The organism is Sporolactobacillus pectinivorans (assembly GCF_002802965.1).
GTDB classification, from domain to species: domain Bacteria; phylum Bacillota; class Bacilli; order Bacillales; family Sporolactobacillaceae; genus Sporolactobacillus; species Sporolactobacillus pectinivorans.
In genome coordinates this window covers 2,506,270-2,519,133 of the sequence record NZ_NXGA01000001.1, presented here as the reverse complement: position 1 = coordinate 2,519,133, position 12,864 = coordinate 2,506,270, and the positions used below count along the sequence as shown (strand labels likewise).

At 44.3% G+C, this 12,864-nt stretch carries 10 protein-coding genes and 1 riboswitch; of the genes, 6 read left to right on the top strand and 4 right to left on the bottom strand.

The window, feature by feature from the left end; all coding sequences use genetic code 11:
- Window positions 1–170: 170 nt before the first annotated feature.
- On the top strand, window positions 171–1,127 hold the full coding sequence (locus COP04_RS12155; RefSeq protein ID WP_100488267.1) for a D-2-hydroxyacid dehydrogenase: 957 nt from the start codon (window positions 171–173) through the stop codon (window positions 1,125–1,127).
- A gap of 234 nt (window positions 1,128–1,361) precedes the next feature.
- Here the strand turns inward: COP04_RS12155 and COP04_RS12150 are convergent, their stop codons facing one another.
- The gene (locus COP04_RS12150; protein ID WP_100488266.1) at window positions 1,362–2,999 is read right to left on the bottom strand and encodes an IS1182 family transposase; all 1,638 of its coding nucleotides are present in this window, start codon (window positions 2,997–2,999) and stop codon (window positions 1,362–1,364) included.
- Between the two features lie 248 nt (window positions 3,000–3,247).
- On the opposite strand from COP04_RS12150, the gene COP04_RS12145 reads away from it, so the two are divergent.
- On the top strand, window positions 3,248–4,624 hold the full coding sequence (locus tag COP04_RS12145; RefSeq protein ID WP_100488265.1) for a murein hydrolase activator EnvC family protein: 1,377 nt from the start codon (window positions 3,248–3,250) through the stop codon (window positions 4,622–4,624).
- Window positions 4,625–4,761: 137 nt separating this feature from the next.
- Here COP04_RS12145 and COP04_RS12140 read toward each other — a convergent pair whose 3' ends face one another.
- Window positions 4,762–5,583, bottom strand: coding sequence for a DUF6612 family protein (locus tag COP04_RS12140; RefSeq protein WP_100488264.1), 822 nt, complete (start codon window positions 5,581–5,583; stop codon window positions 4,762–4,764).
- 560 nt (window positions 5,584–6,143) lie between these two features.
- On the opposite strand from COP04_RS12140, the gene COP04_RS12135 reads away from it, so the two are divergent.
- The 3 genes from COP04_RS12135 (at window position 6,144) to comGB (ending at window position 8,923) form a co-directional block, all read left to right on the top strand.
- Window positions 6,144–6,530: a Spx/MgsR family RNA polymerase-binding regulatory protein gene (locus tag COP04_RS12135; protein ID WP_100488263.1), complete on the top strand. Its 387-nt coding sequence runs from the start codon at window positions 6,144–6,146 to the stop codon at window positions 6,528–6,530.
- A 292-nt stretch (window positions 6,531–6,822) separates the two neighbouring features.
- Window positions 6,823–7,917, top strand: coding sequence for a competence type IV pilus ATPase ComGA (gene comGA / locus COP04_RS12130; RefSeq protein ID WP_100488262.1), 1,095 nt, complete (start codon window positions 6,823–6,825; stop codon window positions 7,915–7,917).
- The gene (gene comGB / locus COP04_RS12125) at window positions 7,892–8,923 is read left to right on the top strand and encodes a competence type IV pilus assembly protein ComGB (protein WP_100488261.1); all 1,032 of its coding nucleotides are present in this window, start codon (window positions 7,892–7,894) and stop codon (window positions 8,921–8,923) included. Before comGA ends, comGB begins: the two co-directional genes overlap by 26 nt.
- Here comGB and COP04_RS12120 read toward each other — a convergent pair.
- Complete coding sequence (locus tag COP04_RS12120; RefSeq protein ID WP_100488260.1) at window positions 8,910–9,713, bottom strand: YqhG family protein; 804 nt, start codon at window positions 9,711–9,713, stop codon at window positions 8,910–8,912. The two genes, comGB and COP04_RS12120, sit on opposite strands and share 14 nt — an antisense overlap.
- A complete protein-coding gene (locus COP04_RS12115; RefSeq protein WP_100488259.1) occupies window positions 9,691–11,367 on the bottom strand; it encodes a DEAD/DEAH box helicase in 1,677 nt (558 codons plus the stop codon). The genes COP04_RS12120 and COP04_RS12115 overlap by 23 nt, the downstream gene beginning before the upstream one ends.
- 131 nt (window positions 11,368–11,498) lie before the next feature.
- Window positions 11,499–11,586, top strand: a riboswitch (glycine riboswitch).
- Window positions 11,587–11,761: 175 nt separating this feature from the next.
- On the opposite strand from COP04_RS12115, the gene gcvT reads away from it, so the two are divergent.
- Complete coding sequence (gcvT, locus tag COP04_RS12110) at window positions 11,762–12,859, top strand: glycine cleavage system aminomethyltransferase GcvT (protein ID WP_100488258.1); 1,098 nt, start codon at window positions 11,762–11,764, stop codon at window positions 12,857–12,859.
- Window positions 12,860–12,864: the final 5 nt, after the last annotated feature.

Below are 12,864 nucleotides of genomic sequence, written 5' to 3'. Positions count from 1 at the left end.
TGCTTCTGTCTGTTTTTCTGGATTCAAAAAGAAAATGTGATTTATACTAAAAGTAATAGCTATGATGAAAATGGTTGACGTAGAATTCTGAAGAACGACTGGCATTTGTTACATAGCTGTAAGCGACTCTGCGTTAATGATTATTTTAAGTTAAGGGTGGGTGAAACGGGTTGAAAAAGATTATATTTGGATTTTCTGATGAATTTAAATTGCCTGTTGAGCTGATGACTCAATTCACTGAACAATTTAAAAATGATTTTCAGTTCTGCGTCGATGGACTTGAAAGCAAACCGGAGATTTTTAAGAACGCTGATGCTTTTATCGGCTGGCCTTCAGATCGGATGATTCAGGCAATGACGAATCTGAGCTGGCTCCAGCTTCCGAGTGCGGGAGCCGATCATTTTGCGCACCATCATCTTTTGAAAGATCAGGTAACGGTGACCAACGCAAGTGGTGTATTCGGCGCGCTTGGAGCGGAACATATCCTAGCGCTGATTTTGGCATTTGTTCGCCAGTTGCCTCTCTACGTTAGGCAGACTGAAAAGCATATCTGGCACGTGGAGCCCGAGGTACGTCAGTTGGAAGGGTCAACGGTTGCTATTATCGGGCTTGGAGATATCGGTTTGGAAGCTGCTGTACGTCTTAAAGCTTTCGGTTCCCGCATCTTGGCGGTCAAACGTACCGTGACGAAAAAGCCGGATTGTGTAGATGACGTATTTGATATGAACGGTCTGAGCACTGTTCTCGGGGAAAGCGATTTTGTAGTCAATGTGCTGCCGCTGACGGCTGAAACAGAAGGGCTGTTCGACGAAACAAAGTTCTCGTTTATGAAAGAAGGGGCTATTTTTATCAATGTCGGGCGCGGTGCTACTGTCGATGAACAGGCACTGATCCGTGCACTTCGCAGCGGAAGAATGGGCGGTGCCGGACTGGATGTTACATCTCACGAGCCGCTGCCGGAGGACAGTGAGCTGTGGAATTTTCCAAACGTCTTGATTACTTCTCATTCGCTCGGCGCCGGGCCGGGCAAACTAAAGAAAAGGGCGGAATTGATCCGGAAGAATCTTGAGAATTTCAGAGACGGAAAACCATTAATCAATGTAGTTGACAGAAAACTCGGTTACTGAAGATCATTCTTCTCTTTAGCGGAAACTCTATGTGCAGTATAGATGTTCACAAAAACGCTAAGTTTTCTAAAACCGTCAGAAATCTATTGAAATAGTAAAAATTTTAAATAATTGGGAGAGGCTGTCCTAAAAGCCTCCAGAAATGAAAAGTGGAGAGAAACGTTCGAGCGTTTCTCTCCACTTTTCATCTTTCTTTGTTTTTTGACCTAAAAGAGGGAGGCCTTCCCTCTATTTTTATTCCTGAAAATCGATTTTAACTTTCTTCATCAGGTTATGGGCCAACGCTAATAAACCGAATTCCACGTGGACTTTTTTCAGTCCCCGGAGATGGAATCGGCGGAAATGCAGGTTTTGTTTCAGATTGCCAAAAACAGGTTCATCCTCAAGCTTTCGGCGGCGATACCGTGCACGTCCTTCCTCTGAATGGAGCGCTCGGCGGGCCTCTGCCTTGGTTTCTTCATAAACAGGATTGTAGTGGACCTGACGGTTCCCTTTGGCTTTGGTACATCGGCTCTTGAACGGACAGCCGGTACAATCCTCACATTCATAGATCTTGAAGTCTCGTTTGTATCCGTAATGATCCGTTCGGGTCATGTATTTTTTGAAAAGGACACGGCGGTGATAGGGACAGATAAAAAGATCGTCCTGTTCGTGATAGTCCCAGTTCTGGATGTGACTGAGATCCTTTTTGAAGTGTCTTTTTTCTTCTTTGCGCAGTTGATTATACGGGATCAGCCCCTGATAATGGCCTTCCATCAGATAGAGGTAATGGGCTTCACTTCCATAGCCGGCATCCGCAATCACGTGTTCAGGATGGGCCACCGGAGAACGGGCTAACTGTTGTAAATGAGGAATCAACGTCCGTGTATCGGTGGGATTTTGGTGGACCGTATAGAACAGGATCATCTGGTTTTCCGTCCCCATCTGAACATTGTATCCCGGTTTCAGTTGGCCGTTTTTCATGGCGTCTGTATCCGTCTTGGAATAGCTGTTGCGTTCTCCGCAGGTTCGTATTTGTGCCTCATATTTGTAGGCTCTTGGAATGAAGTCTTTTTTCAGTAAGGTGATTCTTTTCTTCAAAACGTGATCGGGGGATCGCCGGGCCGGGGTTTTGATCCGTTCACCGGCTTGTTCCTCCACGGTTTCCGTCCACTGTTCCATTTCCTGCGCGGAGACGGTTCCTTTGGGATCACTCATGAAGTTCTGAATCGCTTGATCATCCAGCCGGACCTGAGCATTGATTTCACAGAAAATGACTTTTACCTTTTCCAGCAGTGCCGCCTGATAGTGTTGGGTCGCCTTTTTCCAAACAAACGTGTAGCGGTTGGCATCGGCTTCGATCTTGGTTCCATCCAGAAAATAGTCTTGACCGCTCACATAGCCCAGCTGAAGCAGCTGCGCCGTAAAGTCCTCAAACACGTCCTGAAGACAGGTCTTCATCTGGTGCACATCGCTGAATNGAAGCAGCTGCGCCGTAAAGTCCTCAAACACGTCCTGAAGACAGGTCTTCATCTGGTGCACACGAAATCGCTGAATCGTGCGAAAATCCGGTGTCTGTTGGCTGGCAAGCCACATCATCGGCAGATTTTCACGCAAAGCCCGGGCAATCTGTCGGCAGGAATACCACTTCTGAGTATAAGCGTAAAGCAGCACCTTGGTCATCATCCGGGGATTATAGGAGGGACGGCCGCCGCCCTTGTAAGCTTTTAGGTAGACCTGACGATCAATCCCATCCACAAAGGTACTCACCGCCCGGGCAACATGGTTTCTGGGGATACTGTCACTGAAATCCATTGGTAGAATAAGCTGGTTCATGTTATACTCTTTAAAGAGAATCAAAAAAATCGCCTCCGAATAATGTGGACTGGTCATTTACATTATAAAAGGAAAGGCGGTTTTTTTCTGCGAAAAACCAACAGAAATATAAAAATCGAGAGGACATCAAATCCTCTCGATTTTTATATTTGGGGCTACCTTTTGGGACAGCCTCTTTTTTTGTTCATGAAGAAGAAATAAAATTGTAATCTAATTTGTCTCAAATGATTGAAAACTATTGTTATAATAAAGATATTGTCAATTGCTGAAAGATTAGGATAGATTTTGTAAGGAGATTGATAATATTGAAGAAAGCAAAAGTAATCCGCCGCGCAGCGACCGCATGTCTAGCGATCGTGCTGGCGACTGGTTTTAACGCGACTCTTGTTTCTGCGGAAACTCAATCGCAGCTTAATGAGAAACTGGCTGCAGTCAAGCAGAAACAGATCAGTAATCAAAACGATCTGAATGTTTCAAAAAAACAACTGTCGCAGAATAATAAAAGGCAAAATGATGTTTTGACCGGGATCATTGAATCTCAGAAGCAAATTGACAACATGAACGGCAAGATAGCGAAAAAACAAGCGGACATCAGCCAAAATCAACAGGGAGTAGCGCAGCTTAAAACCGATATCAAGTCGATTGGGAAAAGGATTGACATGCGTGGAAAGCTGTTGGGCGAACGCATACGGTCAATATACATAAATGGCGGGGCAATCAGCTATCTTGACGTACTTATGGGATCCAGCAGCTTCGGAAATTTTATCGACCGGTTGCTCGCCGTAAAGACAATAACAGATCAGGATAATAAAATTATTAACGATCAGAAAAAAGATAAAACGGCTCAACTGGAAAAGCAAAAACTGGTTCAGAACAAACTGGATCAGACACGCTGGGATCTGGCAAGTCTTACAACCTTGAATCGGAATCTGAATCGGGAAGAAGAAAACCAGAAATCACTCCTTTCACAGCTGAAGCAAAAAGCGTCCGATATTAATAGTGCGGTCATGAATAAGAACGAAGAAGCCAGCATCCTGCAGGCGCAGGCAAGTGTCATTAATCAACAGATTACAAGTCTTTCAAAGGAAGAGACACTCAAGAAAGCTGCAGCCGCAGATGCGAAGAAGAAAGCAGGGCTTTCCGGTTCGAATTCAAGTGCGAGTTCAAGTAGCTCAGTCTCAGCTTTAACAAACGGTAGCTCAAACGGAGCACCATCTGTTGCGGGAACAGCACAGCCGCAGCAGGCACCCGTTCCCGCCGTTGCCCCAACCGCTCAAGGCAATTTTATTAAACCTGCTGCAGGTGTTATCTCATCGGGGTTCGGCTACAGAACGTTTGATCATTCGTTTCATCCCGGCATTGACATTGCAAACAGCACCGGAACGCCCATTCACGCTGCCGCCGATGGGATCGTTTTTAAAGCTTACCAGTCTTCCAGCTATGGCAACTGCGTGATGATTTCTCATTTTATCAGCGGACAGACTTACACAACTGTTTATGCACATCTGTCAAGTTACAATGTATCGGATGGTCAGAAGGTCTCGCAGGGCCAAGTCATTGGAGCTATGGGTGCGACGGGTGAAGCGTTCGGTTCTCATCTGCATTTTGAACTCTATATAGGTCCGTGGACACCGCCACCGCATACAGGAGCGGTTGACCCGGAAAAATACATTTCTCAGTAACAAGGATTGCTCACTCTAAATCGCGCACTATAATAAGCACTCGATAAAAAAATAAAACACCCGGACGGTGATGATCTCAGTAAGTGTGATCGCCCGCGCCGGGTGTTTTCTGTAGAGTCTTATTAAATAAAAGATGATCAGTTGATCCGTGAGGCAGAGCGGACTGTTGCAGGTAAGGATAAATCATTTAGCTGGTTAATTTTTGAAAACGATCCGCTGACTGTCACAGATATATCGATTGATTGCCCATTTTCAGCACCTGTGATTTTAATCGCTGAATTATAGGATTTCGGATAGAAAGTCTTTTTGTCGACAACGTAAGAATAATCCAGTTTTGTAATTTTCATGTTATTGACCGCAGCGCTCACGCTTTGCGCCTGCTGATTGTCCATATTGCTCCTTACGATTTCCATAGCGAATTGTTTAATAGCATTTTGGTCACCTGTGAAATTGATTGAATAATCATTAGCGGATTCTTTAATTTGGATATTTTTAATGAATTTTTGCAATAGTTTTATCTGAGTTCCGGAATTCATTTGCTGAAAGCTTTCCTTTATTAATGAGAGACCGGAATTGTCGGCCTGATTGAGCCCCATACTGATCCAGGCAGCTGTCGGCAATAAATCGGACTTCACATAGATGTCGTTTTTGTTCAGGTAGGCCTCTATTTGTATGGATTGTTTGCCGTTAAGGACGGACATATAATGCTGATGGAGAAATAAAGGGTTGGACGATACTTGCCCCTTGGCAGTTACCTTGCTGCTAATTGACTGGCGTCCTGTTTTAATAAAAAAGTCGACGGTAAGATCCGAATTAGAGTTTTTGATTTTCTCACTTTGAGATACAGCTTTTTGGATGATCATTCCGCTGTTTATCCGATTTGACAAGCCCGCTGCGCTACATCCGGATAAAACTAATGCATACAATAGAAAAAAAACCGGAAACCATTTAAGCTTCATCGTAATTCCTCCGCTGCAATGTGTTCATTTGTCCGTACTGGGCCGGGAAGCAGCAATCTTAAGCGTGCTTTGAAAAATGCCGAATACATAAACCTTGAGGGTTCTCATATTAGGCGAGATACCCGACATGTGGAATCGCGCGCTGGGCAATAATTTTTCCGCTACATTCGTTGTTTTGTTTCTCTATCGTTCACAGCTCAAAACTTCCGTCAATACCTGCTTTATCGCGAGTGCGGTTTTGATTAGCCATTAGTCAGAGCTTCAACTTTCCAACTTCTAAAAAGATCAATGGAATACATTTTGATAAAAATCGATCGCTCTCTCCGGATAGGTTACTTCAATGTCAAAGTGTATGACTCTGTTTGCCATAAAATCATAAAAAAAATAAATAGAAAACTTTTTGAGTTTGACAGTTGCTGCAGGTCATCTTTTTTCAAAATTAAAATGAGCGTCGAATTTTAGCGTAAAAAAGAAAAAAATGAAGAAACTTTGAAATAATGCGTTTATTTACTCTTCAAACGGGAATTTAAAGAATAAATAAGTGCTGAGGAGGGAAGTTGATGGGCAAATTAGTTTTTTATACGTATCCAAGCTGTACATCGTGTAGGAAAACAAAAGGATGGCTAAAAGATCATGACATTCCATACGAAGAACGGCATCTCTTCCGCGACAAGCCAAATGTTTCCGAACTGATGGAACTTGTTAAACTGTCGAAGTCAGGTGTGGAAGATATTCTGGCTACACGAAGCACACTTTATAAACAATTGAATGTAGACCTTGATGCTCTGCCGCTCAGCGAGGCACTTCAACTTCTTTCTTCGGAGCCGAGGCTGCTTCGCCGGCCTATCCTAACCGATGGCGAGAAGCTGATCGTCGGTTATCATTCTGATGATTTGATGAAAATAATATCTGAAAACCATGAATGTACAGTCAGGCAGGCAACGTAAAAAAATGTTTTTCAATAATAATGGTGAGAATATGAGGCCCGGCAGCCTGAGGCGCACAGCGCGAGAGCTTTGGGCTGCTTTTTGTCATCGCCTGATGAAATCTTTTCTATAAAAAAAGGATTTTACACTTTGGCGTCGAAATATATTTAAGTATGTTTGAAAAAATAGTAGTAAGAGCCTTCCCCGGGAATCGTTCAGGGCGATTTTGCTTACATCGCGGATTTTTGGCTCCACGCTCATCCAGGATTTTTCGAACACCTGTTTATTAATCATAATTAAAGAAGGTGAATGATTGGAAGAACGATCAAATCAAATCGGAAAAAGAAGCAGAGAGCTTCTGGCACACGCTTACAGTGCTGATGCTTCTGACATCCATTTTATTCCGCGCCGTCAGGACACACTCATTGAGCTGAGAATTCACGGGTATTTGTATGAAATGGCCATCATGGCTTCTGACGATGCGGAAAGGATGGTTAATCATTTTAAATTTTTATCCGGGATGGACATTGGCGAGCGCCGGCTTCCCCAAAGTGGTGCCATGATGACGGTGATAAAACATGATACCCTCTCTCTCCGGATGTCCACATTACCGACACCCTATCGCGAAAGCCTTGTGATTCGATTACTGCCCCAAAGCAAAAACCTCTCCATCAATGACCTGTCTGTTTTTAAAGAAGCTGTAAATGGTCTGTCATCACTTTTGAATTATGAAAACGGCTTAATCCTCGTCTCCGGTCCGACCGGATCCGGTAAGACAACAACACTCTACACATTAATGTCTGCATTGCAGAAACGCTACCACGCCCGTATTATCACAATTGAAGACCCTATTGAAAAAAGAAACGATGCGTTCGTTCAGATGGAAGTCAATGAAAAAGCTAATTTTACGTATGCAGATGGATTCAAAGCGATCTTGCGCCACGATCCGGATATTGTGATGATTGGTGAAATCCGCGACGAAGAAACAGCAAGAATCGCTGTCAGAGCGTCTTTAACTGGACATTTGGTGCTTTCGACGGTGCATGCATTTGATGCAGCGGGGACAATCCGGCGTTTGGTGGAACTCGGTATTCCCCGCTTTGATTTAAAAGAAACGTTAGTCGCTGTAATTGCCGAGCGCCTTGTAACCATTCAATGCCCTGAATGTGGAAATGTTTGCACGCCCGAATGTGAAAACAGACATCACCCGAAGCGAACCGGGATTTTTGAAATACTGGCCGGCCTTCCGCTTTACGAGTTGCTTACTTCAAAAACACGAAGGCCGCAGCGTCCGCAGTATAAAACTATCGATGATTATTTGGAAGAAGGGGTCGCTGCCGGATGGATTGCAAAAGAGATTCTGAAGGGAGGTGCACCGCGGGTTGACTTTCCTAAAACAGTGGACTAAGAAAGAACAGGCCGGATTTCTGATTCGCCTGGGTGAATGTCTCGGCGATGGTTATCCATTGGGGTTATCCATTCGCCTCCAGCTCTATACTCAGCGATTGCAAATTCGCAGTGAGCTTGAGAGAATGCTCGTCCGGTTGAAAAACGGATCGTCCCTATTTGAAGCGTTATCGCTTTCGGGTTTTCCAAGAGAGATCTGCAGCTCAATTTATTTTGCGGAAGCAGGCGGAAAACTGTCTTCGGGGCTGATAGAAGGGGGGACGATGATGCTCAGAAGGGAAGAATATAAAGAAAAGCTCGCGCGTTTGCTGCGCTACCCGCTACTATTGATCTGGATGCTTGGTCTAATGGTTTTTGTCGTTGGCCGTTTTCTTCTTCCAAGCTTTAGCAGACTTTATGCTTCACTTTCCATCGAGCTTCCGCTGACGACAAAGATTTTAATCTTTGTCGCGGATCATGTTCCCCTTTTTTTATTCCTTTTTTTGATCATGGTCATTGCATTTCTTGCGTCCATCTATCGTTTTCGCAAATTTTCAATTGAAAAACGATTAAAGACGATCATTCGTCTGCCGATCGCAGGCCATTACATCCGTTACTATCTCACGCACCATTTTTCTTTCTACATCGGGAATCTTCTGTGTTCGGGGCTTTCAATCCGGCAGGCTGTCGCGACGCTATCTGAAAATGGGACGACAGCATTTCTGAAATCTGAAGCAATGCGTATTCACCAAACTCTGCTTGAAGGGGAAGACTTCGAGACGGCAGTATCTGATTCTTCCTTCTATCTTCCAGAACTTACAACGGTGATTTATCACGGACAGCTTAACAGCGTATTGGGTGAATCACTTTACAAGTACAGCGCAGTGATCATGGCAAGGATGGAGGAGAAGATCCGCACGCTGCTGTCCTTCTTTCAGCCGGTACTTTTGTTGATTATCGGTGGGCTCGTACTTGGATTGTTTGCATCCGTTCTCTTGCCTGTCTTTCAGATGATCAACGGGCTGTAGATGTGCCGAGAAGAAAAGATTTAGATTGGAGATAGAAAAGCCCTGCATTGATTAAATGAATGGCAATGTGCGGCTGATATTGAGCTTTAAGCGCTTCTTTTTCCATGTAATAGGTCTCCGGTTTTTCCTCTTTCTGTTCATAGAAAGAGTCCAGTAGCATCCGGTCACGGTTCCATCTTCTTCCTGCTTCATCGGCCCATTCTGTCGGTTCATTCTGCAGCTCCGTTTCAATCAGCTTTTCAATGCGCTTGATGCCACTTTGAACGGTAATCAGAGGGCTAAGTGTATAGCAATAGTCGGGTGCCTTCGGGCTTAAAGAAAGATTTGCAAGCACTTCATGAAAACCTTCAATTAATGTGCCGTTTATGAGCTGGAGTCCGGCTGAAAAGAGTCGATCCCTTTTTAAATCGCATTGTTCGCTGATCTTCATGTTAATGCAAAGCCATGGTTCCAGTGCGGTAGACGAGTGGATTCCGGTTTCCTGATACATTCGAACAAATGGAGCCAGTTTTTTTGTAGCTTCGAAAATTTGATGCAGGCGGGGGGAACCGAAATAAATCAGCTCCCCGTCTTCCGACTTTTCATCCGTTCTCAGCAGCAGGGTGGCCGTTTCGGGAACACCGCCGGTTTGCTTGATGTAATGCCAGTAAAATGGCCGGTTCATTAGAAGCTGATCCATTTCTTCACTTAATTTGACTTTCACCTGACCACGGTTTTCTGCCGGAAGCAAGGTACATCCGGATGTGCTGAAAAAACGCGTCAGAAAGTCAAGAATCTCCGCTTGCTGCATTGTGAGCACCTTCCCCAAGATGATTATTCTCAGAATTAATGACACAGCTCAAGTTATCCAGTTTGATTCGAAGTTCGCCTTCTGAATCCGACTCTTCAAAGATCTGCCGGACCTGCTTATCGACGTCTTTTAAATTAATTTTCGCTAAAATTTCATCGAGTTCACCAATGACTTGTTCAAACAGGTGAATTTTATTGTAAAGCAGATTCAGAATATGGCCTTCAACTGTGTTACGAATCGCTAAATTATAGATGTGCACGTCGTTTTCCTGACCGAGCCGGTGAATACGCCCGATCCGCTGCTCGATTCGCATTGGGTTCCACGGGAGATCGTAATTGATCAGGTGGCTGGCGAATTGAAGATTGATCCCTTCACCACCTGCTTCTGTTGCTATTAGGACTTGGACCCGACTCTGAAAAAGCGAGCGCATCCAGTCTTTTTTTCCTCTTCTGAATCCCCCGCTGTATGGAACAGAAGTGATGCCATGCTGCTTGAAAAACCATTGGAGATAAAGCTGCGTTGCTCGATATTCTGTAAAAACAATTACTTTATCATTAATTTTCTTGATTAGGTCAAGAGTCTTTTCGGCTTTTGAATTCCTTTGAACCGTGTTTAACTTTTCAAATATGCCGGTCCAGAGTTGGTTGAAAGACGGCTCAACTGATTTACGATAAATTTTGCTAAGCGTCACAAAGGCTGCTTCGCGGCTGCTGCATGCTTCTCTCTGGAGAGTCAGCAGAGAAAAACCCTGAATGATACCAGATTCCTTTAGTCTGGCAAGTGAACGGTAAAAGGCTTGTTCTTCGTTGGAAAATGAAATATCGATCGATGAGACAATCCTTTTCGGCCAGTTAAGCCCGGTATCTTCACGGCGGTTGCGAACCATCAGCTGATTGACTAGTTCTTTCAACTTTCCTTCATTTCTGACGGACTGGTTTCCGGATTTATAAGTTTTTGAAAAATTTTCTTCATTTCCCAGGTAGCCGGGCTTAAGCAGGGATACAAGGTAAAAAATTTCGTTTAGCTTGTTCTGTATCGGTGTCGCTGTAAGCAGTAGACAAAACTTTTTCTTGAGCAGCTGGACAAATCGGTAGTTTTTCGTTCGATAATTTTTCAATTTGTGGGCTTCGTCAATAATGACAAAATCGTAATTTTGCTCAAGGACAAGACTTCGGTGCGGTTCGCGTTTGGCTGTGTCGATCGAAGAAACAACGACGTCACATTGACTCCACACGTAGGATTTTCGCTGGGCAACAGCGGGAATGGAAAATTTCGAGTTCAGTTCAGCCACCCATTGAAGCACAAGCGAAGCAGGTACAAGGATGAGTATTTTTTTTGCCAGTCCGCGAATCATGTATTCTTTAATAATCAGTCCTGCTTCTATGGTTTTTCCCAGTCCCACTTCATCTGCAAGAATAGCTTTGCCATGCATCTCTTCAATCACTGTCCTTGCCGTTTCGATCTGGTGAGTATGAAGCTTGAGCTGTGGCAGCATCGCCGGTGCGATCAGACCGTGAAAGGAAGGGATGACGCGTGCGCGTTCCGCCTGATAGGCCAGATTAAACATATCGGGTTTTCCCCACGGCCCGTCATCGGCAATTTTTTTGATAAAATCTTCCTGCCATGAACGGTCAAACAAAATCATTGGTTCCATATCAGACACCCATTGTTTGTTAAAATTTTGTGAACAAGACCATTGCTTTTCAGTGGTTTTAAATGGTAGGATAATATTTGTTAGTATGTGCAGTATCGGCATGGGATAAACAACAATTGAATGTTTTGCGGATGATGTCATGGGGAGAGAACGCAATCATGCGACGCCGAAGGAGCAAACAATAGTGAATCTCTCAGGCAAAAAGACTCATGACAGACGCACCTCTGGAGAGTGCTGGAGCAGCCACCAAAGGGGATACCGCTTACTGAAGCGATAAACTTTCAGGTTTAAGGACAGGGGAAAACACATCTGTGTTTTCCCCTGTCCTAATTTCTTTATTTATTTCATCGCTCATTAAGTGCAAATCATTTCAGTTTGGGAGGGTCTGTGGAAAATGTCTGGTTTGAAAACAACACCGCTTTACGAAACTTATAAGAAAATCGATGCCAGACTGATCGATTTTGGTGGCTATTTACTCCCTGTCCAGATTTCCGGGATCGGGAAGGAACACCATGCGGTTAGGCATGCGGCGGGCATATTTGATGTGTCCCATATGGGTGAATTTCGGCTGGAAGGTGCTCATGCCGAGGATTTTTTGCAGCGGATGGTTACAAATGATGTTTCAAAAGCAAATCCGGGGGATGCCTTGTACACAGCCATGTGTTATGAAGATGGCGGCACGGTAGATGATCTGATGATCTATCGGCTCACTGATTCATCCTTCATGCTGGTCGTTAACGCGGCAAATATTGATAAAGATTTTGAATGGCTACAATCCCACCTTAATGGAGAGGGCACACTGGAAAATGAATCGGATCAAATTGCACTGCTAGCGGTACAGGGACCTTTGGCAGAATCTGTGGTTCAAAAGATAACAGAATTTCAACTAAACACGATCAGCCATTTCAAATTTGAAGAAAATGTCCTGCTTGATGCCATTCCGGTTCTTATTTCAAGAACGGGCTACACAGGTGAACAAGGCTTTGAAATTTATTGCCCGTGGGACAGTGCTGAACACCTTTGGCATAAATTGCTGCAATCCGGTGAAAAAGAGGGGCTGATGCCTTGTGGGCTGGGTGCGCGTGACACGCTAAGATTTGAAGCGCGGCTGCCGCTTTACGGGCAGGAGCTGAGCGCCACAATCTCGCCTCTTGAAGCAGGGATTGGTTTTGCTGTTAAAACAAAAAAGGATGTGGATTTTATCGGTAAATCTGCCCTCATCAACCAAAAAAATAAAGGCCTGTCCAGGAAAATTATTGGCGTTGAAATGATTGACCGGGCAATACCGCGTACCCATTACGCGGTTTACGATGGTGAAAACAAAATCGGAGAAATTACTACAGGAACTCAGTCACCGACACTGGGAAAGAATCTAGGGCTGGCTCTGATTGATGCAAAATATACCTCAATTGGAACAGCCCTTGAGATAGATATCCGTGGAAAACGGAAAAAGGCAAAAGTTGTCAAGACCCCTTTTTATAAAAGAAGCTGAGGAGG

What these genes read in the sequence shown, in the direction of transcription:
- COP04_RS12140 (WP_100488264.1), bottom strand. Translation starts at nt 5,583, where the DNA reads ATGAAGCTTAAATGGTTTCCGGTTTTTTTTCTATTGTATGCATTAGTT.
- COP04_RS12135 (WP_100488263.1), top strand. Translation starts at nt 6,144, where the DNA reads ATGGGCAAATTAGTTTTTTATACGTATCCAAGCTGTACATCGTGTAGG.
- COP04_RS12120 (WP_100488260.1), bottom strand. Translation starts at nt 9,713, where the DNA reads ATGCAGCAAGCGGAGATTCTTGACTTTCTGACGCGTTTTTTCAGCACA.
- COP04_RS12115 (WP_100488259.1), bottom strand. Translation starts at nt 11,367, where the DNA reads ATGGAACCAATGATTTTGTTTGACCGTTCATGGCAGGAAGATTTTATC.
- gcvT (WP_100488258.1), top strand. Translation starts at nt 11,762, where the DNA reads ATGTCTGGTTTGAAAACAACACCGCTTTACGAAACTTATAAGAAAATC.